General features: G+C 65.3%; 23 protein-coding genes and 1 tRNA gene. 12 read left to right on the forward strand and 12 right to left on the reverse strand.

Annotation, left to right across the window (positions count from 1 at the left end; translation table 11 throughout):
- The first annotated feature begins 56 nt into the window (after positions 1-56).
- Complete coding sequence (locus tag EPO50_RS14510; RefSeq protein WP_296345172.1) at positions 57-338, forward strand: hypothetical protein; 282 nt, start codon at positions 57-59, stop codon at positions 336-338.
- 3 nt (positions 339-341) lie between these two features.
- Here EPO50_RS14510 and EPO50_RS14515 read toward each other — a convergent pair whose 3' ends face one another.
- Positions 342-1,556, reverse strand: coding sequence for an MFS transporter (locus tag EPO50_RS14515; RefSeq protein ID WP_296345174.1), 1,215 nt, complete (start codon positions 1,554-1,556; stop codon positions 342-344).
- Between the two features lie 89 nt (positions 1,557-1,645).
- Positions 1,646-3,106, reverse strand: coding sequence for an MFS transporter (locus EPO50_RS14520; protein ID WP_296345176.1), 1,461 nt, complete (start codon positions 3,104-3,106; stop codon positions 1,646-1,648).
- Positions 3,107-3,189: 83 nt separating this feature from the next.
- On the opposite strand from EPO50_RS14520, the gene EPO50_RS14525 reads away from it, so the two are divergent.
- The gene (locus EPO50_RS14525) at positions 3,190-4,170 is read left to right on the forward strand and encodes a tripartite tricarboxylate transporter substrate binding protein (protein ID WP_296345178.1); all 981 of its coding nucleotides are present in this window, start codon (positions 3,190-3,192) and stop codon (positions 4,168-4,170) included.
- On the opposite strand, the gene EPO50_RS14530 is transcribed toward EPO50_RS14525, so the two are convergent.
- Positions 4,171-5,361, reverse strand: a complete 1,191-nt coding sequence (locus tag EPO50_RS14530) for a hypothetical protein (protein ID WP_296345179.1) — start codon at positions 5,359-5,361, stop codon at positions 4,171-4,173. It abuts the gene before it with no gap.
- A 74-nt stretch (positions 5,362-5,435) separates the two neighbouring features.
- Here EPO50_RS14530 and EPO50_RS14535 point away from each other — a divergent pair, with 74 nt between their 5' ends.
- Positions 5,436-6,623 carry a glycoside hydrolase family 5 protein gene (locus tag EPO50_RS14535; RefSeq protein WP_296345181.1) on the forward strand — a complete coding sequence of 396 codons (1,188 nt, stop codon included), beginning with the start codon at positions 5,436-5,438 and terminating at the stop codon, positions 6,621-6,623.
- A gap of 10 nt (positions 6,624-6,633) precedes the next feature.
- Here the strand turns inward: EPO50_RS14535 and EPO50_RS14540 are convergent, their stop codons facing one another.
- The 6 genes from EPO50_RS14540 to EPO50_RS14565 form a co-directional block, all read right to left on the reverse strand.
- Positions 6,634-7,350: an MBL fold metallo-hydrolase gene (locus tag EPO50_RS14540; RefSeq protein ID WP_296345183.1), complete on the reverse strand. Its 717-nt coding sequence runs from the start codon at positions 7,348-7,350 to the stop codon at positions 6,634-6,636.
- 82 nt (positions 7,351-7,432) lie between these two features.
- Positions 7,433-8,545, reverse strand: a complete 1,113-nt coding sequence (locus EPO50_RS14545; protein ID WP_296345184.1) for an ABC transporter permease — start codon at positions 8,543-8,545, stop codon at positions 7,433-7,435.
- Between the two features lie 2 nt (positions 8,546-8,547).
- Complete coding sequence (gene rbbA, locus EPO50_RS14550; RefSeq protein WP_296345186.1) at positions 8,548-11,298, reverse strand: ribosome-associated ATPase/putative transporter RbbA; 2,751 nt, start codon at positions 11,296-11,298, stop codon at positions 8,548-8,550.
- Positions 11,295-12,365, reverse strand: coding sequence for an HlyD family efflux transporter periplasmic adaptor subunit (locus EPO50_RS14555; protein WP_296345189.1), 1,071 nt, complete (start codon positions 12,363-12,365; stop codon positions 11,295-11,297). The genes rbbA and EPO50_RS14555 overlap by 4 nt, the downstream gene beginning before the upstream one ends.
- A gap of 100 nt (positions 12,366-12,465) precedes the next feature.
- Positions 12,466-13,356, reverse strand: a complete 891-nt coding sequence (locus EPO50_RS14560) for an alpha/beta fold hydrolase (RefSeq protein WP_296345191.1) — start codon at positions 13,354-13,356, stop codon at positions 12,466-12,468.
- A complete protein-coding gene (locus tag EPO50_RS14565) occupies positions 13,353-14,408 on the reverse strand; it encodes a serine hydrolase (protein ID WP_296345193.1) in 1,056 nt (351 codons plus the stop codon). Before EPO50_RS14565 ends, EPO50_RS14560 begins: the two co-directional genes overlap by 4 nt.
- 49 nt (positions 14,409-14,457) lie before the next feature.
- On the opposite strand from EPO50_RS14565, the gene pyrC reads away from it, so the two are divergent.
- From pyrC to EPO50_RS14600, 7 genes are read left to right on the forward strand one after another with little or no spacing between them, the layout of a single operon-like run.
- Positions 14,458-15,516: a dihydroorotase gene (gene pyrC / locus EPO50_RS14570; protein WP_296345195.1), complete on the forward strand. Its 1,059-nt coding sequence runs from the start codon at positions 14,458-14,460 to the stop codon at positions 15,514-15,516.
- Between the two features lie 42 nt (positions 15,517-15,558).
- Positions 15,559-16,356: an NUDIX domain-containing protein gene (locus tag EPO50_RS14575; protein WP_020698322.1), complete on the forward strand. Its 798-nt coding sequence runs from the start codon at positions 15,559-15,561 to the stop codon at positions 16,354-16,356.
- Between the two features lie 4 nt (positions 16,357-16,360).
- Positions 16,361-17,707 (forward strand): ActS/PrrB/RegB family redox-sensitive histidine kinase, encoded by a 1,347-nt coding sequence (locus tag EPO50_RS14580; protein WP_296345199.1) that lies wholly within the window; start codon positions 16,361-16,363, stop codon positions 17,705-17,707.
- A 23-nt stretch (positions 17,708-17,730) separates the two neighbouring features.
- Positions 17,731-18,321, forward strand: coding sequence for an ActR/PrrA/RegA family redox response regulator transcription factor (locus tag EPO50_RS14585; protein WP_296345201.1), 591 nt, complete (start codon positions 17,731-17,733; stop codon positions 18,319-18,321).
- A complete protein-coding gene (locus tag EPO50_RS14590; protein ID WP_296345203.1) occupies positions 18,225-19,190 on the forward strand; it encodes a branched-chain amino acid ABC transporter permease in 966 nt (321 codons plus the stop codon). The genes EPO50_RS14585 and EPO50_RS14590 overlap by 97 nt, the downstream gene beginning before the upstream one ends.
- A 14-nt stretch (positions 19,191-19,204) precedes the next feature.
- Positions 19,205-20,737, forward strand: coding sequence for an ATP-binding cassette domain-containing protein (locus tag EPO50_RS14595; RefSeq protein ID WP_296345205.1), 1,533 nt, complete (start codon positions 19,205-19,207; stop codon positions 20,735-20,737).
- On the forward strand, positions 20,734-21,396 hold the full coding sequence (locus EPO50_RS14600) for an ABC transporter ATP-binding protein (RefSeq protein ID WP_296345207.1): 663 nt from the start codon (positions 20,734-20,736) through the stop codon (positions 21,394-21,396). Before EPO50_RS14595 ends, EPO50_RS14600 begins: the two co-directional genes overlap by 4 nt.
- 7 nt (positions 21,397-21,403) lie before the next feature.
- Here EPO50_RS14600 and EPO50_RS14605 read toward each other — a convergent pair whose 3' ends face one another.
- Positions 21,404-22,759, reverse strand: coding sequence for an enoyl-CoA hydratase/isomerase family protein (locus tag EPO50_RS14605; protein ID WP_296345209.1), 1,356 nt, complete (start codon positions 22,757-22,759; stop codon positions 21,404-21,406).
- Positions 22,760-22,802: 43 nt separating this feature from the next.
- Positions 22,803-22,877 (reverse strand) — tRNA-Gly (locus EPO50_RS14610).
- Positions 22,878-22,934: 57 nt separating this feature from the next.
- On the opposite strand from EPO50_RS14610, the gene EPO50_RS14615 reads away from it, so the two are divergent.
- Positions 22,935-24,104 carry an acyl-CoA dehydrogenase family protein gene (locus tag EPO50_RS14615; protein ID WP_296345211.1) on the forward strand — a complete coding sequence of 390 codons (1,170 nt, stop codon included), beginning with the start codon at positions 22,935-22,937 and terminating at the stop codon, positions 24,102-24,104.
- The gene (locus tag EPO50_RS14620) at positions 24,101-25,093 is read left to right on the forward strand and encodes a proline racemase family protein (RefSeq protein WP_296345213.1); all 993 of its coding nucleotides are present in this window, start codon (positions 24,101-24,103) and stop codon (positions 25,091-25,093) included. Before EPO50_RS14615 ends, EPO50_RS14620 begins: the two co-directional genes overlap by 4 nt.
- Here the strand turns inward: EPO50_RS14620 and EPO50_RS14625 are convergent.
- Complete coding sequence (locus EPO50_RS14625; protein WP_296345215.1) at positions 25,090-26,244, reverse strand: aminotransferase class I/II-fold pyridoxal phosphate-dependent enzyme; 1,155 nt, start codon at positions 26,242-26,244, stop codon at positions 25,090-25,092. The genes EPO50_RS14620 and EPO50_RS14625 overlap by 4 nt on opposite strands.
- Positions 26,245-26,428: the final 184 nt, after the last annotated feature.

Below are 26,428 nucleotides of genomic sequence, written 5' to 3' on the forward strand. Positions count from 1 at the left end.
GTCGCCCGGCTTAATCAAGGGCGGGAAGATGAGCCCGCCTATTTCCGGGAGCCTCGATGTCTCTGCGTTCGATCCTTAGTCATCTTGTCCTCGTCGCAAGCGCCACCACCCTGCTGATAACAGCGCCGCGGGCGAGTGACTTGGAGGTCCGCTGCGACCAGCTCATCGCCTACTATGATCGCTATGGCTCGAGCCGCGGCGAGCAATCCGACGGCGCCCGTAACATGACCCGGATTTCGGCGAGCATCGATTGCGAGAGGGACCAGTATCAGCAGGGCATTGCGACCATGGAGGACCTGCTCCAGCGCAAGAAGTTCACGATCCCGCCACCAGCGTAGGGCTCACGCTGATGGTTTGCCTGGTGGCTGTTTCAATGCCCACACCATCGCTGCCGTAAGCACCAACCCGATCACCGCCATCGCGATCACGGCGCTGCGCGGGCCGATCTGGTCGGAGATCGCGCCGGCGGCGAGCTGGCCGAGCGGGCCGGTGCCGATACAGACCGTGACGACTCCCATCAGGCGAGAGCGCACCTCGTGCGGCGCTTCGGTCAGCATGAGGGTCGATTGCATGTTGCCGAAGCCGGCGGTACCGAAGCCGCCGAGGACGAGGATTGCGAAGGCGAACCAGAAGGAGGGGCTGAGCGCCATCACGATCAGCGCCACCATGAAGAGCGCCGCGCCGCCGGCAAAGGCCAGCCGTCGATCCATGCGCACCAGGCCCATCGCGATCAGCGCGCCACCGATCAGTGCGCCCAGCGGCTCGGCGGCGGCCAGCAGGCCGACCAGCGCGGGCGAGACGTTGAACGCCGCCAGGCCCAAGGGCGCCACCAGGCCGGAGTAGGCGAAGGCGAAGGCATTGGTGACGATGGTGACGCCGAACACCAGCAGGATGGTGGGCTTGGTCCAGGCAAAGCTCAGGCCTTCGACGATCTCGTGCGGGATGCGCATCAGGTTGAGCCGGCGCGTCACCTGCGCATAGACGAGGCCCGACATCGCAAAGGCGCCGAGAAACTGCACCAGGGCCGTCAGCGTATAGGCGCCCTTCATGTGCAGCCATTCAAAGGCGATGCCCCCCAGCAGCGGACCCACCATGCGGGTGGCGGCCGAGGTCGCGCTGTCGAGCGCGATGGCGTTAACGATACGATGCGGTCCCGCTGCCTCGCCCACCATGCGTCGCCGCGTCGACATCTCCGAAGCCCACATCGTGCCGCTGAGAAGATTGCCGACGGCGACGTGCCAGAGTTCGAGCTGCCCCATGGTGGCAAGCGTCGCCAGGGCGGTCGATATGACGGCGGGACCGACGAGCGAGGCCATCACGATCAGCTTGCGATTCAGCGCCTCGGAAATCGCTCCGGCGAAAGCGCCGAACAGGAGCTGCGGGATCTGGCGCAGCGCCACCACGACGGTGACGGCGAAGGCCGAGTGAGTCACTTCCCAGGCGAACAGGCCCGAGACGAGCAGCTCCAGCCAGCGCATCGCGTTGGCGAAAGCGCCGACCAACCACAGCCGCAGGAAATCGGGCGAACGCAGCAGCTCCCGGATGGGCGAGTCCATTGACGCGAGCTTACATCAGCCGAGCGCATCTGGAGCGCCGCGTTTCCGGTCAGTGGAACCGCAAACGGTTCCACTGACCGGAAGCCGCACTAGCGCCCGATCTCCTCCAGGTTCACGCCTTTTGTCTCAATGCGAAACCACCAGGTCACCAGCGCACCGAGCAGCGATGTGAAGATCAATCCGGCAAGCAGAAAATTCGTGCCGGCGGCGTCGAGAACCAAGGGGAACACGAACGCTGTGAGCACGGCGCCGATCTTGGCGAAGGCCGCGGCGAAGCCTGCACCCTTGCCGCGGATGTTGGTGGGGAAGACTTCGCCGGCCAGCAGGTAGGTCTGGGCGTTGGGGCCGAGGTTGGTCATGAAGTTGAAGATCATGAAGCCGCCGAACAGCAGCAGCATCCGCAGCGGTTCCTCGGCATGGGTCTGCAGGAGGGCGAGCGCCAGACCGACGGCGCAGCCGATGAAGCCCAGCACCTGCAGCCTGATGCGCCCCGCCTTGTCGGCCAGCAGGACGGCCGCGAGGATGCCCGCGATCAGCAGCGTGTCGACCAGAGCCGCGCCCTTCGCGCCTGCGATGTCGCGGGCGACGACACCCGCCACGGTCTGCGCGTTCGTGATCTCGTGCCCGATCGTGTGCGACAGGATCGTCGGTGTGAAGATGCCGATGCCGTAGGTGCCGAGGTCCTGCAGGAACCACGGTACCGAGGCCAGGATCGTGGCGCGCCGGTTCTTCTTGTTGAAGAGGTCGCGCCAGCGGCCGCGCCGCGCATCGTGACTGTGCAGGGCGGAGTCCGGGTCGATCTCCGCGAGATGGACCTTCTTGGGGTAGGGTGGCTCACGCTCCAGCAGGCGCTGCAGCTCGCGCTCGGCTTCGGCGCGCCGGCCGCGGGACATCAGCCACTGGCCGCTGTCTGTTACGAAGAGGCGCGCGATCACGATCAGCACCGCCGGCGCGATCACCACGGCGTACATCAGGCGCCAGGCGCCGAGCTCGGGAATGTTGGCCAGGATCAGGTAGCCGATCATCGTGCCGACCAGCGCTCCCACCGCCTGGAAGGCGAAGGCGCCCAGCACCAGCTTGCCGCGGTCGCGGCTCGGGATGCTCTCGGAAATCACCAGGTGCGCCGTGGGATAGTCGCAGCCCAGCGCGACGCCCATGCCAAACAGGAAGAAGACCAGCCAGCCGAAGCCCGGGGCAATAGCGAGCCCCACCAGGAAGATGGCGAAGACCAGCATCTCGACCACGAACATGCGGCGACGACCATAGATGTCGGCCAGCCCACCGAGCGTGATGGCGCCCACCATGATCCCGGCCAGCGGCGCGGCACCCACGATGCCTTTCTCGGTCGGCGACAGGCCGAATTCCTTGACGATCAGCGGCAGGGCGACGCCGGTCATGAACACGACCAGTCCCTCGAAGAACTTCCCGGCCGTCGCCAGGATCCAAATGCGCCACTGCATACGCGTCATGGGAACCGAGGGCGTGGGCGTTCCATCGGGCCATGACGGCGTCTGGTCGATGTAGCCTTGCACGCTTTGCGGTTCGTTCATCTGGACAGATTAGCGGACACCGTTACGCTCAGGTGTCCACAAAACGAAGAAACGTCGAGGAAACGCCATTTAGGAGGCATTCTATGAAAAGACGTATGCTGCTCGCCGCAGCTTTGGCCGCTCCAACCGTGGCTGCGCCGGCCATTCTGCGGGCGCAGACCGCAGGCTGGCCCAACAAGACCGTGCGCTTCATCTGCCCCTTCGCGCCGGGCGGCGGCACGGACACGGTGAGCCGGCTGATCTGCGATCAGCTCGCCAAGCTGCTCGGCCAGCAGTTCATCGTCGAGAACAAGGGCGGCGCCGGCGGCAATATCGGCACCACGGAGATCGCCCGTGCCGCGCCGGATGGCTACACGCTGGGCCTGATCTCGGTGGCGAGCCATACGCTCAATCCCATGCTCTACAGCAAGCTGCCCTACAATCCGGACAAGGACATCGTGGGCGTCTCGCGGGTCGCCACGCTCGCCAACCTGCTTGGGGTAACGCCGTCGCTGCCAGCCAATTCCGTCGCGGAGCTGATCGCGCTCTGCAAGGCGTCGCCGGGCAAATACTCCTTCGCCTCGTCCGGTCCCGGCACGTCGCTGCACCTGAGCGGCGAGCTCTTCAAGAAGATGGCCGATGTCGACATCATCCATGTGCCCTACAAGGGCGCAGGCCCGGTCTATACCGACCTGATGGCCGGCATCGTGAACATGATGTTCGCCAACATGCCTTCGATGCTGCCCCAAGTCCGCAGCAGCAAATTGAAGGGGCTGGGTGTTACCTCGGCCGTGCGTTCCAAGGCGGCGCCCGATATTCCGGCCATCGCCGAGACGGTGCCGGGCTATGTCGCGACCTCCTGGTACGGTGTCGGGGCTCCAGCCGGGACACCGGAGCCCATCCTGGCCCGTCTCGAGACGGCGCTGGCGGACGCGCTGAAAAGTCCGGACATCCAGAAGCGCTGGAACGATGATCTCGGCCTCGATCTGCCGCCCGCCGGCCGCAAGGGCTTCGACGAATTCCTGGCCCAGGACCGCAAGCTCTGGGAGCCCGCGGTCAAGGCGTCTGGCGTGAAGCTCGATTGATCAGATGAACTGCCGGATCGCCGCGATCACGATCAGGGCGCCGATCGCCATGACGGCGCTGCCGAGCGAGACCACATAGAGCGCTCGGCCCGGCGAGAGACGGCCCATGTGAGCAGCGATCCAGAAGAACGGATCGTTGACATGGCAGATCGCCATCGAGCCGGCGCCGACCGCGGCGGCGGCGATGGCGCGGCCGGACGCGCTGTCGAGGCCGAGCGCGGGCAGCATGGGCTCGACCATGCCCGAGGCCGTCAGCACGGCCGTTAGGGAGTTGCCCTGCATGGTCTTCACGATGGCCGCTGCTAGGAACGGCGTCAGCACGCCGTAGCGCGGGTGAAGGACGTACTCGGCCAGAAGCTCGGCCATGCCGGTCTCGTCGAATACACGCGCCAGTCCACCCGAGGCGCCGACCGCCAACAGCAACGGTGCCCAGGAGCGGCCGGCCAGCGCCGACGGTTCCCAGCGCCGTGCCAGCACGATGGCCAGGGTGATGGCAATCGCGGCCAGCATCAGCGGTTTGGAGATGCCGATATAGAATTCGCGCGAGCCGCCTTTGCCCAAGGGCTCGCTGGGCATCTGTGCAATCGATTGCACGACCAGCAGCACGAGTGGGATCGCAACACAGAGCCAGGCCCAGTTGAGCCGGCCCGGTTCGTCGGTAGACGGTATCTGCCGCGCCACATGCCACCAGCCGAGCGCGATCGCCACGGCAGCGACGGGGACGGCGATCATCAACTCGGTGCGGATGCTCGCCTTCATCACCGAGGCCGCCGCAACGGCGAGCGGCGAGGGCGCCAGCAACGCGGCGGCCGCGAGCAGGGTGAGCGCCAGTCCTAGTGCCCGCCGCGGCGCGTCCTGACCGGCTGGCTGCAGCAACGCCAGGCCGCCGGACGCCGAAGCGCCCAATCCGGCCAGCACGCCTGCCGCAGCCGACGTGCCGGTGCCGAGCGGTGCGCGCAGCACCACCGCGCCCACGAGAGCGCCGGCGACCACCAGCAGGCCGGTCTGCTCCAGGGCCGTGGCGAATCCCAGACCGAAGGCCTTGCCGACCGACTGGAAGGTCATGTCGGCCGCGATGCCGTAGACCACCACCGTCGCCATCACGGCGAGGAAGACGGGCAGACGGACCTTTTGGACCAGGAACACGATCGCGGCGACAGCGATCGGCAAGAGGAGGGACGCGAGAATCATGGCGGCGAGGACATTAGACCGCCGGAGGCGCACGACTCCAGTGTCACGCGCCCAGCTTGTGATACGGTGGGCCGATGCGCCTTCTCGTCGCTTTGCTTCTGCTGTTCGGTTTTGCCGCTCCTGCCACCGCCGATTCTCTGGTGCGTATCGAAGGCAAGAATTTCATCACCCCCGACGGCAGCGTGCTGCGGCTGAAAGGAATCAGCCTCGGAAACTGGCTGATGCCCGAGGGCTACATGTTCAAATTCGAGGTCGCCAAGGCGCCGCGTCAAATCTACGGCGCCTTCGAGCGCTTGCTGGGTAAGGACCGTGCAGAGACCTTCTGGCGCCAGTATCGCGACACTTATGTGACCGAAGCCGATATCCGTTTCATCAAATCGGTCGGCTTCAACATGGTGCGCGTGCCGCTGCACTGGCGGTTGTTCATGGATACCGACGGCCAGATCGGCGGCGATGGCTGGGCGCTGCTCGACCGCGTGGTGGGCTGGGCCCAGGCGTCGGGCCTCTATGTGATCCCCGACCTGCATGCTGCGCCCGGCGGTCAGACCGGCATCAATCACGATGACGGGCCGGGCTATCCGCTGATGTTCTATGTGCCGCGCGACCGCGATCTCACGATCAAGCTGTGGCGAGCCATCGCCGAGCGCTATCGCGGCAACTCTACGATGCTCGGCTACGACATCCTGAACGAGCCGGCTGCGCCCTATCATGATGTGGCGACGCTCAACGCGCGGCTCGAGCCCTTCTACAAGCGCGCGACGGCGGCGATCCGCGAAGTCGATCCCGAGCGCATCGTGATTCTGGCCGGTGGGCAATGGAGCTCGAGCTTCGCCATGCTCGGCCCGCCCTTCGCCAAGAACCTTGCCTACACCTATCACTCGTTTTGGGCCTCGACGAAGCGCGACTCGATCCAGCGGCATCTTAACTTCGCCAACCTCTACAACGTGCCGTTGTTCCTGGGAGAGACCGGCGAGCTCACCGACGAATGGAACGAAGGTTTCCGCCGCCTGCACGAGTTCCACGATATCGGCTGGTCGTTCTGGACCTACAAGAATCTCGACACGCCCTCGACTATCGTGTCGATCCCGCGTCCCGAGGGTTGGAGCGAGATCGTGGCCTTCGCCGATGGTAAGCAAAAAGAGAAGCCGTCCCAGGACCTCATTGATCGCGCCATTGCGCAATACCTCGACGGAATCAAGCTGAAGAACGGCACAGTTCGCTGGAGCTATCTCGCCTCGCTCGGCCTGAAGAGCGCGCCGTAGCTATTCGCGGCTAGTGCGCGAACGACTTGGCGTAGTGATCCGCCAGGCCGTTCAGCGCGGCAGCACCGTCGCCCTTGAAGGTCGGGCCATGCATGAGGGCGATGGTGGTCGGCTTGAGTCCTGCCAGCCGGCGCATGGTCGCTTCGGTCATGGGCGTTGGTGGCATGAAGGGCAGCCGGTCGCTGACGGCGATGGCCGGCGCCACGATATCGCTTTCCGTCGTCGGCTCGGCCGGGCCGACCTGAGTGAAGAGGTCGCTCGAGAAGAGCGTCCCCGTCGTCTCCTCGTAGATAAGGCCGGCATCCCAGTTGTGCGGGACGTGCGGCGTGTCGAGCCAGCGCACCTTCTTGCCGCCAAGGTCCAGCACCTCGTCGTTCTTGAGTGCGCGAGGCGGACGGTTGGCCATGTCGGTCAGCCAGATGTTGCAGCCGAGCTGGCCGTGTGCCGGCGTGGCGTTGGGGGCGGCGGCGAGCCATTCGTTCAGCGCGCCCGATTCATCGCCTTCGACATGGCTGCACGTCGTCCAGCGCAGTTTCTCCAGCGGGATGACGCGCTTCACCGCTTCGGAGATCAACGGAAACAGCGAACGCTGGCCGTAATGGAAGAGCAGCGGCTCGTCGGCGTCGATCAGGAACTGGTTGAAAGTGAAGCCAGTCGGTCCGACGGCCTGCACGAACGTGGAGAGGCGATAGACCTTGTCTGCGATCTCGGAGACTTCGGTTTTCATGGGTTCTGCCTTGTGAAGCGGTGCTGGCGGAGATTGCGCGCCCCGTCGAGGTAGCTTGTCAACCGGCGGCAGGTCCGCTCGGCTATCGCAGGAACTGCCGGAAGCGCTGCAGTGAGAAGTAGAAGAGGATTGATCCGATAAATATCAGTGCGAGAAGCTGTGGCCACACGATATCCAGGCCGGCGCCACGAAACAGGACCGACTGCGCAAGGATGACGAAGTGAGTGTTGGGCGCCGCGAGCATGATGTTCTGAATGATCTCCGGCATGCTCTCGCGCGGCGTGGTGGCGCCGGACAGCATCTGAAGCGGCAGGAGAAACAGCATCAGCAGCAGGCCGAACTGCGGCATCGATCCTGCGGCTGTCGCCAGGAATATGCCCATGCAGGTCGTGGCGAAGATTTGCAGGGCTGCACCGAGCAGGAACAGGGCGACCGAGCCCTGGACCGGCACCGACAGCAATCCCTGCACGACGCAGATCAGGGAGAATGCGGACGCGACAAAGACGACCAAGCCCATCGACCAGATCTTGCTCAGCATGATCTCGAAGGGCGTGACGGGCATGACCAGGAGGTGTTCGATCGTACCATGCTCGCGTTCGCGGATGAGGGCGGCGCCGGTCAGGACGATCGACAGCATGGTGATCGCCGAGATGACGTTGTTGATGGAGCCGAACCATGCCTTGTTGAGTTCCTGGTTGAAGCGTGCGCGCAGCGTCAATTCGACGGGCGGCGCGGTGACGCCCCGGTAGCGATCGATGAACTTCGCGATTTCGTCGGTAACGATGATCTGGATGTAGCCGGCGCCGTTGAAGGCCTGCGTCATGCGGGTCGCATCGACGTTGAGTTGAATGGTCGGCGTGCGTTCGGCGAGGAGGTCGCGCTGGAAGTTCGGCGGAATGTCGAGGGCGAAGGTGTCGAGTCCGGCATCCATCCGGCTGTCCATCTCGCCCGGGGAGATGAGACGCGGAACGACGAAGTAGGGCGGGTAGAACGAGGTGGCGATGCGCGCCGACAAGGGCGAGTGATCCTCGTCGACAATCGAGAGCACCGCATTGTTCAGGGTCTCCGGAATGGCTTTCGAGGCCGTATAGATAGAGATCGTGAAAGAATAGACGATCAGCACCAGCATCAACGGATCCCGGGCGAGCCCCCACAATTCCTTGACGCCGAGCCTCAGGACGTTGGCGATACGCATGCTCAGCTCGCCTGCTTCTTGAGAAGCATCGCGCCGAGGCCGAGCAGGACGGGAACGGCAATCAACAAGGCCAGGAATGCGTTCGTCAGGTCGGCGAATTCGAGCGCCTTGGAAAAGGTGCCTCGCGAAATCGTCACGAAGTAGGTCGTCGGGTAGATCTGTCCGATGAAGGCGCCAAAGCCCTGCAGCGAAGAGACCGGATCGACCATCCCCGAATATTGGGTGGCGGGGAGAAGCGTGATGAGCGCCGTGCCGAAGATGGCGGCGATCTGGCTCTTCATGAAGGAGGAGATGACCAGTCCCATGCTGGTCGCGATGACGATATAGAGGAAGGCAGCGGAGGCGAAGGCGAGGAAGCTGCCGGTGAAGGGGACGCGGAAGATGAAGACCGCGAACGCCGCCAGCATCAGGAAGTTCAGCATTCCGAGGACGACGTAGGGGAGCTGCTTGCCGATCAGGAATTCGAGCCGCGTGACCGGCGTCACGTAGAAATTAATGATCGACCCGAGCTCCTTCTCGCGCACCACGCTGAGGGCAGCGAGCATGGCAGGGATCATCAGGAGCAAGAGCGGTATGACGGCGGGGACCATCGCCACCAGGCTCTCGATTCCAGGGTTGTAGCGAAAGCGGACGGCGAGATCGAAACTGCCGACGGCTGCTCCTTTGCCGCGAAGCTCGCGGCTCTTTTGGTTCAGCCAGGTTTGGTGCACGCCCTGGACGTAGCTGCGTACGGTTTCGGCGCGTGACGGCTGCGCGCCATCGATCCAGGCGCCGATCTCGACCTTGCGACCGCGCGCGACGTCACGGCCGAAGCCTGGTGGAATCTCGATCGCCAGACTGAGTTCGCCGTTGCGCATGCGGCGGTCGAGGTCGGCGTAGTCGGTGATCGGTGCCTTTTCCGTGAAATAGCGCGAGCCGGCGAGCTGCAGCGCATAGTCTCGGCTCACGGTCGTGTCGTCGCGATCGAGGACAGCGAAGGTGAGATTCTCGATGTCCATGTTCATGCCGTAGCCGATCACGAACATCAGGATGACGCTGCCGACCATGGCGAGTGTCGCGCGGATCGGATCGCGCCGCAGTTCGAGTGCCTCGCGTCGCGAGTAGGCGAACATGCGACGGAAATTCAGGAACTGCCTCGTGCCACCCTGAGGCGCATGGGCCTCCTCGATCTTTGCCGCGCTCGCCGCCGGAGGTGGCACAGGCGGCGATGCTGGGCCGACCTGTTTGATCGCATCTTCCAGATAGGCGACGAACGCCTCCTCCAGCGTGGCGGCAGAGCGCTTCTCGACAATGGCTGCCGGCGTGTCGCTGATCAGTACCTTGCCGGCATGCATCAGCGAAATACGGTCGCAGAGCTCGGCCTCGTTCATGAAGTGGGTCGAGACGAAGATCGTCACGTTTTCCTGGCGCGAGAGGTCGGACAGGATCTGCCAGAAGCCGTCGCGCGCGACAGGGTCGACGCCCGAAGTCGGTTCGTCGAGGATCAGGATGTCGGGAGAATGGATCAACGCCACCGCGAGAGACAGGCGCTGGCGGATGCCGAGCGGAAGCGCGTCGGGCAGCGCGTCCATGACGTCGGCAAGGCCGAAGCGTCCCACCAGATCGTCGATCCGGCTCGGAATGGCTTCCGGCGGCATGGCGAAGAGGCGGGCGTGGAGATCGAGGTTCTGCCGGACCGTCAGCTCGGAATAGAGCGAGAAGGCCTGGGACATGTAGCCGACCCGGCGACGCACTTCGATATCGTGGGGATCGACCTCCCGGCCGAACAGGCGTGCCACGCCCGCGCTGGCCGGCAGGAGCCCGGTCAGCATCTTCATGGTCGTGGTCTTGCCGCAGCCGTTCGAGCCCAGGAAGCCAAAGATCTCGCCACGTCCGATGCGGAAGCTCACATCGTCGACCGCCGTGAAGTCGCCGAAACGCATGGTGAGGTGTTCGGCTTCTATGGCGATCGCGTCTGCGGCATCGGGCGCTCGGGGCGGCATGACGACGTTCTTATGACCGCGGCGGCGCTCCTCCGGCAGCAGCGCGACGAACGCTGCGTCGAGGGTCGCTGCTCCTGTTCGCGTCAGCAGCTCGTCGGGCGTGCCGGTGTCGAGCAGTCGACCGCCATCCATTGCCGCCAGCCAGTCGAAACGCGCGGCTTCCTCCATGTAGGCAGTCGCCACGATCACGCTCATGCCGGCGCGATCGGTACGGATTCCGTCGATCAGCTCCCAGAACTGGCGACGCGACAAGGGATCGACGCCCGTCGTTGGCTCATCGAGGATCAGGAGATCGGGATCGTGAATGAGAGCACAGCAGAGGCCGAGTTTCTGCTTCATGCCGCCCGAGAGCTTGCCGGCCGGCCGATCGGTGAAGGGCGCGAGTCCGGTGCTTTCCAGAAGCTCCGTGATGCGACGCCTTCGCTCGTGCGGGCCGAGACCAAACAGCCGTCCGAAGAAATCAACATTCTCGAACACGGAAAGCGTCGGATAGAGGTTCTTGCCGAGGCCTTGCGGCATGTAGGCGATTCGCGGACAGGTCAGACGTCGATGCGTTGCGTTGGCGATGTCGCCGCCGAGCACCTCGACGCGCCCCTTCTGGACGGACCGCGCGCCGGCGATCAGGGAGAGAAGGCTCGACTTGCCGACACCGTCCGGCCCGATGAGTCCGACCATCCGCCCCGATGGTATGTCGAGCGTAACGGCTTTGAGGGCCTGGGTCTTGCCATACGACAGCCCCACCGCTTCGAGCCGCACGACCGGCGCGTTCATTCGAGCAGCTTGCCGCTGAGGCTGGATGGCCACTCGGCCTGAGGAGTCAGTCGGACGTAGGCCATGCCCGGCAAGCCGGTCTTGACGTGCTGGATGTATTTTCTCAGCAGTTCCGGAGAGATCTGCGCCTTGACCCGGAACATGAGCTTCTGGCGTTCCTTTTCGGTTTCAACCGTCTTCGGCGTGAACTGTGCGACGTCCGAGACGAAGGTCACCTTGGCGGGGATCACATACTGAGGGGCCGCATCGAGGACGAGCCGTACGTCCGTTCCGATCGGCACCTGCCCCACGTCTGCGGTCGGCAGGAAGAAGGTCATATAGACATCGCCGAGGTCGAGGAGATTGAGCACCCGTCCGCCTGCGGACAGAACCTCTCCCGGCTGCGCCACTCGGTATTGCACGCGGCCATCTCGCGGCGACTTGAGGGTACTGTCGTTGATGTCCGCGGTGATGCTCTCGACGGCGGCCTTGGCGACCTCGATCGCAGCACCTGCATCGATCACCTGCGCTTTGGCGGCGCTGACGGCGGCTTCCGTGGCGGCAAGCTGCGCCTTGGCTGCACCAACCGCAGCTTTCGCACCTTGCTCGGTCGCACGATCGTCGTCGAGAAGCTGCTGCGATACTGTGTTGGTCTTGGCCAACTGCTCCGTTCGCACGAACTTGCGTTCCGCGGCGTCGAGCTGCGCTTCGCGTTGTGCCACGACAGCTATGGCTGCCGTCCTCTCGGCTTCCCGCTGCGCCACGAAGCTCTTGGCCGTATCGACATTGATGATCGCCCGTTGCAGTTGCGCCTCGGCCTGGCGGCGCTGGGCTTGCAACTGCTCGGTGTCCATGCGGGCGAGTACTTGCCCTGCTGTGACGAAGTCACCCTCGTTGACGAGGATTTCTTTGACCCGCCCAGGGATCTTGGCCGAGATGTCGATCTCGATCGCCTCGATGCGGCCGTTTCCGCCGGCGATCCCGGCGGGCAGCCCATGGTCTCCAAACCTGTCCCAAGCGTAGTAGGCGGCGCCACCGAGGATTACGACGAGGATGAGGGGAAGCCAACGTTTCCAGGTCGGAGTCATCGCTGTGCCGCCTCTTCGGTTAGGCCGAGCACCCGGCGGTGAGGCCGGCGCTAAACGACCGTGAAGCCATCGGCATTTGCGCGCCCGCAAGGGGCCGCTGTCAACGGGGCAGGATATCCATCAGCTTGGCGTTGAACGCCTCGGCGGCTTCGTAGGCAACCCAGTGTCCGGCGTCCTGAATGACATTCATCTCGAAGTCCGGCTGCAGGGCACGGAAGAGATCGATTCGCTCCTGGATGTGCGGATAGGTCGTCGAATCGTATTCACCCCAGATGCCGGTGAGTGGTGTCTTCACTCGCGGCAGCACTTCGCTCAGCCGGAAGGCTTGCCCCATCTCGCGGCTGCGCGTCTTGGCGCGCGTCGTGTTCAGGATCTGCATGTGGATGGCCACGCCATCGACCTTGGCAGGATCATGCAGCATCAGGATTTCGAGATTGCGCCGTGCCTCGGCCGCCAGCACGTCGGGCGTCATCTCGGGCAGCAGCTTGCGCAGCTTCGGTCCGGGCTTGCGCGTTGCCTTCAAGCCGCCGGCTCCGACCAGCACGAGGCGACGCAGCCGGTCACCAACCAAGGTGGCGACATGGCCCGACACCATGCCGCCGAAAGAGAAGCCGGTAATGGCGAAGTCGCGGTCCCTGGGAATCAGCGCATCCATCGCCGTCTTCACGCAGTTCGTCACGGACCAGATGTCGCGTACGTCATCGGGCGGGTCGCTCTCGCCGAGACCCGGCAGGTCGGCGGCATAGACCGTGAAATGCTGCGACAACGGCACGACATTGCGGATCCAGTGAATCCACGAGCCCGAGCCGCCATGGAACAGCAGCAGGATCGGCTTGTTGCCCTGGTCGGCGCCGAAGACGTGCCACATCATCGTGCCGCCATTGCCCATCGGCACGCGGACGGCCTGGGAGAGAGCGGCGACGGAGTCGATGGTTTCGGCGGCGGTGCGGCCGTCCGGCATGCGCGGGACGGCGGAGTAGTCGAGACTCATTTCGAGATCGCACCCAACAGCCGTTCGACGAAGCCCGGCGCCTGCTTGCGATCGATCCAGCGCAGCACCGTCACGAGGTCATGCTCGGGGTCGATCCAGACGATGTGGCTGCCCCAGCCCAGCGCGAAGTAGCTCTTCTCCGACGCTGCCGCGAACTGGCGCCGGTCGGTGTTGAGCCACCACATCAATCCGTAGAAGGGCGCGACGGGGCAGGGCTTCACCAGTTCCTCCGTCCAGCCCTTGGGCAGGATCTGCTTGCCCTGCCAGACGCCGCCTTGGGCGACCAGAAGGCCCATCAAGGCGAGATCGCGTGCAGAGATCACGATGCCGCCACCCCAATGGCCGCCGCCGGGCACGGAAATCATCTCCTTGCCGTCGATCGTCACGGTCGAGGTCTTGTAGCCGTCCCACTTCCAGGACTGCGAGCCGCCGATCGGATCCATGATGCGTCGCTTCAGGACCGACGGCAGCGGCTCCTTGAAGACCTGCAGCAGCGAGTAGCTGAGACGGTTCACCCGCACGTCGTTGTATTCGTAGAAGGTGCCGGCCTTCTTCATCGCCCGGCGCGTGCCCTTGGGCGCGTCGGCGACGGCGAGGCCGACCACGCGATTGTGGTCGATGCGGTCTTCCTTGCCGAAGACGCTGCCCGACCATTCGCTGGTCTGGGTCAGTAGATGGCGCCAGGTGATGTCCCGGTTCTGCTCACTCTTGAAGCCATCATCGAGGGCATAGTCGCCGACCTTGTCGTCGAGGCTCTTGATCAGCCCGTCGCCCAACGCCAGCCCGGCGAGCAAAGCGAGGTAGCTCTTGGCGACGCTGAAGGTCATATCGGGACGGTCGACGTCTCCCCATTCGGCGAGCTTGTGGCCGCCGCGATAGACGATGCCCGAATGTCCGCCGCGCGGCGTGACGGGCCCCAGCACCTCGTTGTCCGGGGCCTTCTCGCCGGAATCGTAGGTCATGACGAACTGCCCGTCCGGCATGTGCATGCTGGCGGGCCACTTGGATTCGGCGGCCTGGGCGAAGGCGATGGCGTCTTTCAGATCGGTCATGCACGCAATCAACATTGGAGCCTGCCCGGGAGCAAGCGTAGAAAGCGCAATGCCTTTGCCCACTGCGCCTTCCGCCGCTTCGATCACGATCCGCCGCCCCGACGACTGGCACGTTCACCTGCGCGACGGGCACCTGCTCGCTGCTTGCGCCGTGCACACGGCCCGCCAGTTCGGCCGTGCCATCATCATGCCGAACCTGGTGCCGCCGGTGACGAAGGTGGCGGAGGCCAGCGCCTATCGGGAACGAATCCGCGCTGCGGTGCCGAAGGATTTGAGCTTCGAGCCGCTGATGACATGCTACCTGACCGATGGCGCCGATCCGGCCGAGCTGACGCGCGGCAAGACCGAAGGCGTGTGGGTCGCCGCCAAGCTCTATCCGGCGCATGCCACGACCAACTCCGCGCATGGCGTCACGTCGATGGATCGCGTTGCGAAAGGGCTGGAGGCCATGGAGAAGGCCGGCATGCCGCTTCTCGTCCATGGCGAGGTGACCGATCCCGACGTCGATATCTTCGACCGCGAGGCGGTGTTCCTCGACAAGGTTCTGGCGCCACTGCTGAAGCGCCATCAGGGTCTCAAGATCGTGTTGGAGCACATCACCACGCGAGAAGGCGTGGCGTTCGTCGAGGCCCATCCCGGCCGGCTGGGCGGCACGATCACGCCGCATCACCTCAGCTACAACCGCAATGCGATCTTCAAGGGCGGCATCCGTCCGCACTTCTATTGCCTGCCGATCGCCAAGCGCGAGGAGCACCGTCTCGCTCTGCGAAGGGCGGCGACCTCGGACAGCACGCAGTTCTTCCTCGGCACCGATACGGCGCCGCATACCACCGACACGAAGGAATGCGCCTGCGGGTGCGCCGGCGTGTTCAATGCACCGGTAGCGATGCAGGTCTATGCGCAGATCTTTGCCGAAGAGGGCAAGCTGGACCGGCTCGAAGCCTTCGCCTCGCTGAATGGGCCGGCCTTCTACGGACTGCCGCCGAGCGAGGAGCGCGTGACCTTGCGTGCTGCCGTCCTCGATGCGCCTGATCACATCGAGGTGCCGGCGCTCGCCAAGACCATCACTGTGTTCCGCCCGGATACGCCCGTGGAGTGGTCGTTCTAGGCGAAATTTTGTGCCCTCCGTGAATTGCTCTATCTTAGGTGTATGAGCAAAAGAGGCATTCCCGCTGGTGCTGTCGTGCGCGGCACCGACAAAGGCTACGACGATCCGGTCAAAACCACTTTGAAACCCGGCAGCGAGCGGCCGGTCGAAAAGGTCGACCAGAAGTACCCCTACATGCGGCCACGCGATGCCGCGACGCTGATCCTGGTGCGCCAGAAGGGCAAGGTGCCCGAAGTGCTGCTGGGCTGTCGCGACGCCAAGCACGCGTTCATGCCCAACCGCTACGTGTTTCCCGGTGGCCGGGTCGATCTCGCCGATGCGCGCGTGCCGGTGGCGACGCCGCTCGATCGCTTCGTCGACGAACGTCTGCAGCGCGCGGCATCACCGCAGCGGGCGCGCGCGCTTGCCGTCGCGGCGGTGCGCGAGACCTTCGAGGAAACGGGCCTGATGCTGGCCAAGCCGTTGAAGGGCGGCGCACCGAGGCAGGACTACGGCGAGCACTGGCACGGCTTTCTCGATCAGGGCTTTGCACCGGCACTGGATTGCCTCGACCTGATTGCCCGCGCGGTGACGCCCCCTGGCCGACCGCGCCGCTTCAATGCGCGCTTCTTCATGGCACGCGCCGAGGACGCAACCGGCGAGATCCGTCATTCGAGCGAGCTTGGCGATGTTCGCTGGGTGCGTCTCGACGAGGCACGGGAACTGCCGCTGCCCACCATTACGGGACTGATCCTGGGTGAGATCGGCCGGCTGGTGAAGGAGCCGCCCAATCGCAAGAAGCAGCGCAAGATCCCGCTCTTCACGACGGTGCATCGCAAGCACCTGATGATCGAGGAGTAGCAGCGTGGCGGCGCGCGCCGAAAATGCCTCGCCGCCATCTGTCCCTCCGGTCGTGACGCGGCCGTCCAATGCCATGAGCATTCTGCCGCGCGGCGGCGTGCGCCTGCGCGCGTTGGTGCTGATCCGCTGGGCCGCGGTCGCCGGCCAGGTCTTCACTGCCGCCGTGGTCCATTGGGGCTTGGGATTCAGCCTGCCCGTGCTGGCGGTTGGTGGCGCCATCGCTCTGTCGGCGTTGCTCAATCTTACTGTCAGCATCGGCCGCCCGGCGTCGGCGCGCATCGACGATCGCGAGGCTGCGATCTTCCTCGCCTTCGATATCCTGCAACTGGCGGTGCTGCTCTATCTCACCGGCGGCCTGATCAATCCGTTTTCGCTTCTGTTGCTGGCCCCGGTCGCGATCGGTGCCACGATCCTGTCGCTCGCCAGCAACATCGCCCTCACCCTGCTCACCATTGCCAGCATCGCCGTTCTCGGCCTCTTCTATCAGCCGCTGCCGTGGAGAGGACCGCCGCTCCACCTGCCGGAGATTTACCAGGTCGGCGTCTGGGCTGGTCTTTCGCTCACGACCTTGCTGATCACGCTCTATGGCTGGCGGCTCGCCGAGGAGGCACGGCAGATGGCCGATGCGTTGGCGGCGGCGCAGGCTGCCCTCGCGCGCGAGCAGCGCATGTCGGCACTGGGTGCGCTGGCTGCAGCCGCCGCGCACGAACTCGGCTCGCCGCTTTCGACCATCGCCGTCGTCACCAAGGAGATGCAGCGCGAAATCGAGGCCGACGATCCGCTGCGCGAGGATGTCGAGCTCTTAGCGGCCGAGTCCGACCGCTGCCGGTCGATCCTGGCGCGGCTCTCGGTCGATCCGGCCGGTGACGTGTCCGATGCCTATACCCTGGTGCCCTTGCCGGCGCTGATCGAAGCCGCGGCGCAGAATTATCAGCGTGAGGAGATCAAGATCGCCTTCGAAGCGGGACCCGCAGGCGAGGGGGCGCCCAGCACGGCGCCGATCCAGGTGCGTAGCCCGGAAATCATGCAGGGTATCGGAAATATCGTGCAGAACGCCGTGTCGTTCGCCCGGCGCGAGGTGCTGATTTCGACCCGCTGGACATCTGAATGGTCCGAAGTAGAGGTCAGCGACGACGGTCCGGGCTTCTCGGAGGCATTGCTGGACGAACTCGGCACCCCCTTCATTTCGACCCGCCAGGGTGAGGAAGGCCACATGGGATTGGGCGTTTTCATCGCCAAAACACTACTGGAGCGCACCGGCGCCAGTGTCACCTTTGGAAACCGCACGGCTGGTGCGGGTGGCGCCGCAGTGTCCGTGCGCTGGCCAAACCCCGTCTTCAAGGCTACATAGCGGCCGATGTCGAAGGAGTCCCTATGACCCAGGACACCGGTGGCAACCGCCCCGTGTCGCCCGTGATCGCCGGTGCGGTGAGCAACAAAGACCGTACCTTGCTGATCGCGGACGACGATGCAGCGTTCCGCAACCGCATTGCCCGCGCGCTCGAGCAGCGCGGCTTCATCGTGACCGCTGTCGGCTCGGTTGCCGAGGCGCTGGCCCAGACCGCGCGCCCCCCCGCCTTTGCCGTCCTCGATCTGCGACTGGGCGATGGCAACGGGCTGGAGCTCGTGGGACCGCTGCGTCAGGCGCGACCGGACATTCGCATCGTCGTGCTGACAGGGTACGGCAACATTGCCACCGCCGTCGCCGCCGTGAAGGAAGGCGCTGTCGACTATCTCGCCAAGCCTGCCGACGCCGACGCGATCGAGCAGGCGCTGACGGCGCATGGCCGCAAGCTGCCGCCGCCGCCCAGCAATCCGATGTCGGCTGACCGCGTTCGCTGGGAGCATATCCAGCGCGTGTTCGAGCAGTGCGATCGCAACGTCTCGGAGACGGCGCGCCGACTCAACATGCATCGGCGCACGCTGCAGCGGATCCTGGGCAAGCACGCCCCCCGCGAGCACTGATCACGGCCCAGCTTCTGCTCAACGCATTGGCGTTGGGCATGGCCTATGCGCTGGTGGCGCTGGGTTTCGTCCTCGCTCTCAATGCTGCCGGCGCCGTCAACTTCGCCCATGGCGATCTTGTCGTGCTGGGTGGCGCCGCGGCTGTCGTCATCGGATTGTGGACCGGTTTGCCGGGGCCGTTGCTGCTGCCGTTCGTGGCGCTGGCGCTCGGTATTGCCGGCATCGTCGCGGCGCGCGTGGCGATCCTGCCGCTGGTCGCTCGTCCGCCTGAAGCGACCTTCGTCGCCACCATCGCGCTCGCTGCCATGATCGAGCAGGGCCTTACCGTCACGATGGACGCCGCGCCGCGCACTGCGCCGCCACTGTTGGGAACCGGCGCTGTCGAAATCGCCGGTATTACACTCGGCCGTCAACCGATCGCCATCGTGGTTGTCGGCGCGACGCTGGTCGTTGCCATGTGGTTCCTGCTGGAGCGCACGCAGGTCGGGCGGCGCATGCGCGCGGTTTCGGCCGACCGCCACATGGCGCGGGCCGTGGGCATTCCCGTGGCGCGCTATGTCGTCCTGTCGTTGGCGCTGGCCGGCGCCTTGGCCGGCATCGCGGGCTTCCTCCTCGGTCACCAGTTCCTGGTGGCGCCGACCCAGGGGGCCGGCCACATGCTGAAGGCCTATATCGCCGTCGCCATCGGTGGCTGGGGCAGCGTGCCGGGCGCCTTGCTGGGCGCGTTGGGCATCGGCCTGTTCGAGACCTTCGTGTCGGCGGCCGTCGGCGATGCCTGGGCTTCGGCGGCGCTCTATCTTGCCGTGCTTGCGGTGCTGGTCCTGCGTCCGCAGGGCCTGTTCGGCGAGCCGGTCGGCCGACGTGCCTGAGAGGGACGCCTGAGATGCGAGCCCTGGACAAATTCTGGCTCGCTGTTCTCATCCTGCTGCCGGTGCTGGCCCTGCTCGTGTTGCCGCCGTTCGGTCAACGCATGGTGATCCTGGTCGGCGTCTATGCCCTGATGGGCGTGGGCTATCAGCTCGTGTTCGGTCAGCTCGGCGCGCTCAACCTCGCGCAAGGCGCGCTGTTCGGCGTCGGCGCCTACACCGTTGCGTTGACCGCACCGACGCTGGGGCTGCTGTCGTTACCCGTCGCGATCTTGGCCGCAGCATTGCCGGCGGCGATCGTCGCCGGCCCGATCCTGCGTCTGCAGTCGCACTACTTTGCGCTGGCCACGCTGGCGCTTGCGTCGCTGATCCATCTCGCCGCGGTCCATGTCGAGAGCATCACTGGTGGCGCCAATGGGTTGGCGGGTTTCACGGCGTTGTTGCCGCGCGGACCGATCCTGTTGGTCATCGTCTGGATCTGTTTGATCCTCACCATTGTCGTGCAGGCCCGCTTGTTCGCTGGACCGATGGGTGAACGGGCGCGACTGCTGCGCCAAGCGCCCCTGGTGGCGGCGACTCTCGGTATCGATGGTGGACGCTGGCGTCTCGTGGCCTTTGTGATCGGCAGTGCGTTGGCGGGTCTTGCCGGTGGACTCTCGGCGGCCGTGAGCGGCGTTGTCTCACCCGAGATCACCGGCTTTCCCATCATGGTCCTTTGCCTCACCTCCGTGGTTCTGGGTGGCGCACGTCATCCGATGGGGGCGGTACTGGGGGCGGCGATCGCCGTCTGCCTGCCCGAGCTTCTGCGTGATCTGCAGAGCGCATGGTTGCTGGCTTATGCCGCCGCGACGCTGCTGGTCGTGCTCTGGGCGCCCGAAGGGTTGGCGACGCTGATCGATCGCTGGCGCGGCGTCCGACCCGTGCCACCGGTATCGCCCGTAGTCCCGGCGCACCTGGAGGCCGTCGACGGACCGCAGCGGCTCACGCTCGATGGCGTCGCCAAGCACTTCGGCGGCGTCGCGGCCTTGCAGGGCGTGTCGTTCACGCTGGAGCGTGGCGAGGTCGTCGGCCTGATCGGCGCCAACGGATCGGGCAAGACGACTCTGCTGAACGTGATCGGGGGACTCGAGTGTGCGGATGGCGGCACAATCATGCTCGACGAGCGCCGCATCAACCACCTCGCGCCCCACGCCATCGCGCGGGTCGGTGTCGGTCGCAGCTTTCAGAGCCTCGCATTGACCGGCGATACGCGCACTGCTGATATCGCGCATGCTATCGAGACCGGCGCATCGTTCCTGTTGCTCGACGAACCGGCAGCGGGCGCCACGGACCGTGAACGGTCCGATCTCGCGAGCTTGATCGCACGATTGCGTGCGGCTGGCCGCGGTGTGCTGATCATCGATCACGATATCGAGCTGCTGTCGCGGACCTGCGATCGGTTGATCTGCCTCGATCGTGGCGCCGTGGTTGCAATCGGTCGGCCTGCCGAGGTCCGTGCCAATCCTATTGTACGCGCCAGCTTCCTTGGCGTCGAAGAGGCCGCGGAATGAGCGCGCCTGTCCTGCAGGTCGGTGGCCTCGCTCTCGCGGCCGGCGATATCGTGGCGCTGTTGGGCGGCAATGGCGCCGGCAAGACGGGCCTATTCGAGACGATCCTGGGTTTCCGGGCGTCGGTGAGACCTGTTCATCTGTTCGGACGAGACGTGACGGGCTGGCCGGTCGAGCGGCGCGTGCTGGCGGGCGTCGGCTATGTGCCGGAAGGGCGTCGTGTCTTCGCAGGCCTCACCGTGCGCGAAAACCTCGAAGCCTCCTCGTCATTGGTGCCTGTCGAACGACGGCGTCGAGTCGAGGAAATGCTGGAGATGTTCCCCATGCTCGGCGAGCGACCAGATGCACGCGCCTGGCTGCTGTCGGGCGGCCAGCAGCAGATGCTGGCATTGGCGCGCGCGCTGATGAACCGGCCGCGCCTGCTGCTTCTGGACGAACCGACCCTCGGTCTCGCGCCGCTGGTGGTCAATGACTTGCTCAGCCGGCTCGGTCCCATGGCGGCGGAGGGCATGGCGATTCTGGTGGGGGAGCAGCGCGCAGGGCTCGTGCTTCGTGTCGCCCAGCGCGGACTCGTCTTGAGCCGTGGCCGGATCGTACGCTCCGGTACGGCGTCTGACCTCGCCGCCGATCCAACTCTTGCCGACCTTATGGCCGGAGCTTGATCAAGCTCTATGCGCGTCGGCTTTGAGCGTTCCAGTATTGCTCGAGATTGGAGATCAGCGCCGGACTGAAATGACAGTAGGCCTGTTCGCGCGCGTAGAGCGCGGCGTAGCGGCGGAAGAGATCGAGCGGTTCCGCCGAGAGGCGCAGCGCCCGACGATTGCCGATGGCGCCGACAGCACCCGATCCGGTCAGCCGGTCGATGACCTTGCCGATTGTGGCGTCGATCTCGGCTGGCGCCACGACCTCGTCGCAGATCATGCGGCCGATATCTGAATCGCAGTCGATGCGGCGCTCGTACATGATCGCCTGGCGGGCGATGCGGTCGCCGACGAAGCGCGCGAGCCGGAGATTGGCCATCGCCGGGATGATGCCCTCCTTGCGTGCGGGCAGGGTCATGTAGGCATCGCGGCCGGCGATATTGAAGTCGGTCGCCAGCAGGATCTGGCAGCCACCGCCGATGGCGAAAGTCTCGACCGCCGAGATCCAGAGCTTTTCGATCGAATCGCCGGCGACTTCATCGGGTGAGACATCGGGCCGGGCGAGGCCACGGAACATCTTGTTCACGAAGCCCAGGTCGCGGACCAGGAACCACAGGAACGGGATCTTGCCGTAGTAGAGATGCGTGAGGTTGATGCCGGCATTGTAGACGCGGCGGCCGGCATACTTGCCTTCCGGCACCACATCGCCGCGCAGCACGGCGACTTCGCTCTGCCGGTCGAGGATGCAGACATCGGCGCCGATCTCGGTCGCGGCCTGGGTCGAATTGTCTTCGGAATTGAGGAAGCGGCGGTTGGCGAGCAGCAGCACCGCCGCCTTGCCCTGGCGCTCGACCCGCGCAAAGCCGAGGTCGAGCCGGCCGTCGCGCTGGAATTTGGCGAGCGCGTCGGCCGATTCCTCGCGCGGCAGCAGCATGGCGTGGCAGAGGTGCATCCCGCAGCCGGGATCCGCCAGGAATTGATTACAGAGGATGCCCTGGTCGATCTCCACGCCTTCTTTTTCGGACTGACGCAGTTCGGCTTCGGCGGCGACCTCGGCGCGGGTCGGAACGAGGCCGGGCACAAGGTCGGCCGCGTCATAGACCAGCCGCTCGATACGCACGAACCTGGTCCGGTTGGCGGTCAGTCTATCGTAGATCGAAATGGCGTAACGGCGCAGGAAGGCGAACCGGGCGTCGCGCGCCGCCTGCTTCAGCGTCTCCGCCTCGGCATAGGTCTTGTCGTCGCGTTGTGGCTTGGGCGGGAGCTGGGCGAGCTTACCGGCGAGATGCTGCCAGTAGGCGGTGAAGCGCGGCCCGTCGAATTCGAAGTCACCGCCGTCGGGAACCGGAATCGACTCGACCGGTGGCGAAATTACCGACCCCATGATGCCGACGCTTCCTGCCTTAAGAATCTTTGGCGAAGATTTTTGGAGCGGGCGACGGGATTTGAACCCGCGACCTACGGCTTGGGAAGCCGACGCTCTACCCCTGAGCTACACCCGCGCTGACAACATTCTAGCCCGCGGTTGCGCTCAAGGTCCAATCGTGTATCTCAAGCCGATGCTGGACGAGATCATGACCGTCGAAGAACGCGCCGTCGTAGCGCGTGCCCGGGCGTTTGCCGAAGAGCATGTCGCCCCGAACGCCGCCCGCTGGGAGTGGGACCGGCACTATCCGCTGGAGACGATCAAGGCGGGCTGTGCGCAGGGCTTCAACACGATCGAGCTAGCCAAGAAGCATGGCGGCCAGGGGCTGTCGTTCTCCTGCAAGCTGCGCGCCTTCGAGGAGATCGCCAAAGCCGATTTTGCTTTCGCCTTCGCCATGATCAATCATCACAATGCCTGCGCACGATTTGCCCGCGACGGCCAGCCGGCGCATGTCGCGCGGCTGCTGCCGCGCATGCTGACCGGCGACCTGATCGGTTGTGCCGGCCTCAGCGAACCCGGTGTCGGCAGCGATTTCGGCGGGCTGGAAATGGAAGCCGTCCGTGTCGACGGTGGCTGGAAGCTGAACGGCGCCAAGGCGTGGATCACCAATGCCGCGGTTGCAGGCCTGTCGGTCGCTTACGCGCAGACCGACAGGGCGAAGGGCTACCGTGGCATCGCCTGCTTTGCGATCGAGGCGGAGCGGCCGGGCTTCCATCGCGAAAAGCCGTTCGAACTGCATGGCGGCCACGCCATTGGCGTCGGGGGCTTTCGGCTTGTCGATTACTTCGCACCGGACGAGGCGGTGCTGCATCCGCCGGGCGAGGCCTTCAAGGCCGCCCTTGCCGGTATCAACGGCGCGCGCGCCTACGTTGCCGCCATGTGCTGCGGCATGCTGCAGGCTTCGCTCGAAACGGCGGTGCGCTACACGCAGCAACGCAAGACCTTCGGCCAGCCGGTGCTGGACCATCAGGGCGTGCGCTGGAAGCTCGTGGACGCGGCGACCGATCTCGAAGCCGCGCGGCTTCTCACCTATCGCGCTGCTCGTTTGATCGACGAGGGCGCCGATGCCGTCCTGCCGGCGGCCTATGCCAAGAAGTTCGCCACCGACATGGCCGTTCAGCGCATCGCCGATTGCATCCAGGCGATGGGCGCCAACGGCCTGCGTGCCGACTATCCGCTGGCGCGCCACCTCGCAGGTGCCAAGATCGCGGCCTACACCGACGGCTCGATCGAGATGATGAACGAACGTATCGGCGCCGGCCTCGGCCAGGTGTTCGGCGTCGCCAAAGAGGCGGGCGCTTGATCCTCTCGACCGTCGAGATGCACACGGGCGGCGAGCCCACGCGTATCATCGTCGACGGTTGGCCGGTCTTTTCCGGCAAGACGCTGCTCGACAAGCGGCGTGAGGCGAAGGAGCGTTTCGATCAACTGCGCCGTGGTTTGATGCTGGAGCCGCGCGGCCACGATGGCATGTACGGCGCGCTGGTTGTCGAGCCCGATCATCCCGACGCCGATCTCGCCGTGCTGTTCATGCACAACGAGGGCTACAGCACGATGTGCGGCCACGCGACGATCGCTCTGGCGCGCTGGGCGGTCGAGAGCGGAAGAGTGGCGCGTACCGAACCCGAGACCATCGTGCGCCTGCAGTGTCCCTGTGGCCTCGTCACGGCGCGCGTCGCACCCGACGGCACGGTTCGCTTCGAAAGCGTGCCGGCCTTCGCCTACGTGCTGGACCGTATCGCGCCGACCGCAACCTGGGGGCCGGTGACCGTCGATATCGCCTATGGCGGCGCTTTCTACGCGATCCTGGCCGTGGACTCGATCGGGCTCGATCTCAGGACGTCGCCGATGCGGGCCATCGTCGATGCAGGCGAGGAGATAGCATTGGCGGCGGCTAAGGCCATCCCGATCGAGCATCCATCGGAGCCCGACCTCGCCTTTCTCTACGGCACGATCCTGACTGATGATGGCGACGGCGCGAACGGACAGGCGAGCCGCAACGTCTGCATCTTTGCCGGCCGCCAGATCGACCGCAGCCCGACTGGCAGCGGCGTTACCGCGCGCATGGCGCTGATGGCGGCGCGGCGGCAGGTTCGCAGCGATGAAGAGCGACTGTTCGAAAGCTGTACTGGCGCCCATTTCAGCGGCCGTATCGTGCGCGACGCGCCGGCCGTCGGCCCACGCAAGGCGTTGATCGTCGAGGTTGGTGGCCAAGCCCATATCACCGGCGAAAGCCGCTTCCGTTTCGACGCGGACGATCCGTTGCGCGAAGGGTTTACTCTCAGCACCTAGGCGTTGTGCGCGCGCTTCAGCGCCTGGTCGAGATCGTCGAACAGGTCGTTCGTTTCCTCGACGCCGACGGAGAGGCGCAGCAGGTCGGGCGGGCAGGGCGTGCCGGGACCTTCGATGCTGGCACGGTGTTCGATCAGGCTTTCGACGCCGCCCAGCGATGTCGCCCGCTTCCACAGCTCGACCCGCGCTGCCGTCGCGATGGCCGCACGCTCGCCGCCCTTGACGCGCACCGACAGCATGCCGCCGAAGCCGCCGGTCATTTGACGGGCAGCGGCCTGATGGCCGGCGAAGGAAGGCAGTCCGGGATAGAGCACCTCGGCCACCATCGGATGGGCCGCAAACTTTTCGGCGAGCGTTTGGGCCGAGCGGCAAGCCCAGGCGACCCGGGGAAAGAGAGTCCGCATGCCGCGCATCAGCAGCCAAGCTTCGGTCTGGCCGAGGATCGTACCGAGCTGCGCACGGATGGTGCGGAGCTTGGCCCAATAGGCGTCGTCGCGCGCGCCGACCAGCGCGCCGGCGATGATGTCGGAATGTCCGTTCAGGTATTTGGTCGCCGAGTGCATGACGATGTCGGCGCCATGCTCGATCGGTCGCGTCAACACAGGTGTCGCCACTGTCGAGTCGACGCCCAGCAGGGCGCCAGCCTTGTGCGCGATCTCGGCGATCGCGGCGATGTCGGCCACGCACCAGGTCGGATTGGCCGGCGTCTCGATCCAGACCAGCTTGGTGGCGCCGGGCTTGACGGCGGCGGCAACGTCATCGGTGCGATCGGCATCGACGAAATCGATCTTGAGGCCCCAATGCGTGGCAAAGGTCATCAGCCAGTTGCGCAGCGCCCAGTACATGACCTTCGAGGCCACGACATGGTCGCCCGGTGTGAGAGCGAGAAAGCAGGCGGTGGCCGCGCTCATGCCCGAGGAGAAGATCAGGGCCTTGGCCCCGCCCTCGAGAGCAGCCAGAGTTGTTTCGGCCTGATCGAACGTGGGGTTATCGGCACGGGCGTAGATACGGCCGGAGCGATAGCCATTGTCCTCGTCCCGTAAATACGTGCTCGCCATGTGAATGGGCGGCACCACGGCCTTGGTGACCGGGTCGATCCAGCCCATAGCTTGCGCGGCGAGCGACGCAGGAGCAAAGATCTTCTCGGACATCTGGACACCTTGATTGACGGGCGTGGCTCGATGGCTAGCTTACAGGTTGCTTACGGCGATCGCGCCCTTATAGCGCATCGTCGCATCGGCGGCGGAGATGCACTAGTATCTTCGTTCAAGCCGAGTAGCCTACACGCTATAGATGTGTCGAAAGAAGGTTGTCGGAGAGGCCGCAACCACTTGC

The sequence above is a fragment of the Reyranella sp. genome (genome assembly GCF_004297405.1).
Lineage (GTDB): Bacteria > Pseudomonadota > Alphaproteobacteria > Reyranellales > Reyranellaceae > Reyranella.

Excerpts from the sequence above, each read along its gene's own strand:
- EPO50_RS14605 (WP_296345209.1), bottom strand. The coding sequence starts at position 22,759 with ATGGGGTCGGTAATTTCGCCACCGGTCGAGTCGATTCCGGTTCCCGAC.
- EPO50_RS14535 (WP_296345181.1), top strand. The coding sequence starts at position 5,436 with ATGCGCCTTCTCGTCGCTTTGCTTCTGCTGTTCGGTTTTGCCGCTCCT.
- EPO50_RS14565 (WP_296345193.1), bottom strand. The coding sequence starts at position 14,408 with ATGACCGATCTGAAAGACGCCATCGCCTTCGCCCAGGCCGCCGAATCC.
- EPO50_RS14545 (WP_296345184.1), bottom strand. The coding sequence starts at position 8,545 with ATGCGTATCGCCAACGTCCTGAGGCTCGGCGTCAAGGAATTGTGGGGG.
- EPO50_RS14595 (WP_296345205.1), top strand. The coding sequence starts at position 19,205 with ATGCGAGCCCTGGACAAATTCTGGCTCGCTGTTCTCATCCTGCTGCCG.
- EPO50_RS14555 (WP_296345189.1), bottom strand. The coding sequence starts at position 12,365 with ATGACTCCGACCTGGAAACGTTGGCTTCCCCTCATCCTCGTCGTAATC.
- EPO50_RS14585 (WP_296345201.1), top strand. The coding sequence starts at position 17,731 with ATGACCCAGGACACCGGTGGCAACCGCCCCGTGTCGCCCGTGATCGCC.
- EPO50_RS14540 (WP_296345183.1), bottom strand. The coding sequence starts at position 7,350 with ATGAAAACCGAAGTCTCCGAGATCGCAGACAAGGTCTATCGCCTCTCC.
- EPO50_RS14575 (WP_020698322.1), top strand. The coding sequence starts at position 15,559 with ATGAGCAAAAGAGGCATTCCCGCTGGTGCTGTCGTGCGCGGCACCGAC.
- EPO50_RS14520 (WP_296345176.1), bottom strand. The coding sequence starts at position 3,106 with ATGAACGAACCGCAAAGCGTGCAAGGCTACATCGACCAGACGCCGTCA.
- EPO50_RS14560 (WP_296345191.1), bottom strand. The coding sequence starts at position 13,356 with ATGAGTCTCGACTACTCCGCCGTCCCGCGCATGCCGGACGGCCGCACC.
- pyrC (WP_296345195.1), top strand. The coding sequence starts at position 14,458 with ATGCCTTTGCCCACTGCGCCTTCCGCCGCTTCGATCACGATCCGCCGC.
- rbbA (WP_296345186.1), bottom strand. The coding sequence starts at position 11,298 with ATGAACGCGCCGGTCGTGCGGCTCGAAGCGGTGGGGCTGTCGTATGGC.
- EPO50_RS14525 (WP_296345178.1), top strand. The coding sequence starts at position 3,190 with ATGAAAAGACGTATGCTGCTCGCCGCAGCTTTGGCCGCTCCAACCGTG.
- EPO50_RS14530 (WP_296345179.1), bottom strand. The coding sequence starts at position 5,361 with ATGATTCTCGCGTCCCTCCTCTTGCCGATCGCTGTCGCCGCGATCGTG.
- EPO50_RS14510 (WP_296345172.1), top strand. The coding sequence starts at position 57 with ATGTCTCTGCGTTCGATCCTTAGTCATCTTGTCCTCGTCGCAAGCGCC.
- EPO50_RS14615 (WP_296345211.1), top strand. The coding sequence starts at position 22,935 with ATGCTGGACGAGATCATGACCGTCGAAGAACGCGCCGTCGTAGCGCGT.
- EPO50_RS14515 (WP_296345174.1), bottom strand. The coding sequence starts at position 1,556 with ATGGACTCGCCCATCCGGGAGCTGCTGCGTTCGCCCGATTTCCTGCGG.
- EPO50_RS14600 (WP_296345207.1), top strand. The coding sequence starts at position 20,734 with ATGAGCGCGCCTGTCCTGCAGGTCGGTGGCCTCGCTCTCGCGGCCGGC.
- EPO50_RS14625 (WP_296345215.1), bottom strand. The coding sequence starts at position 26,244 with ATGTCCGAGAAGATCTTTGCTCCTGCGTCGCTCGCCGCGCAAGCTATG.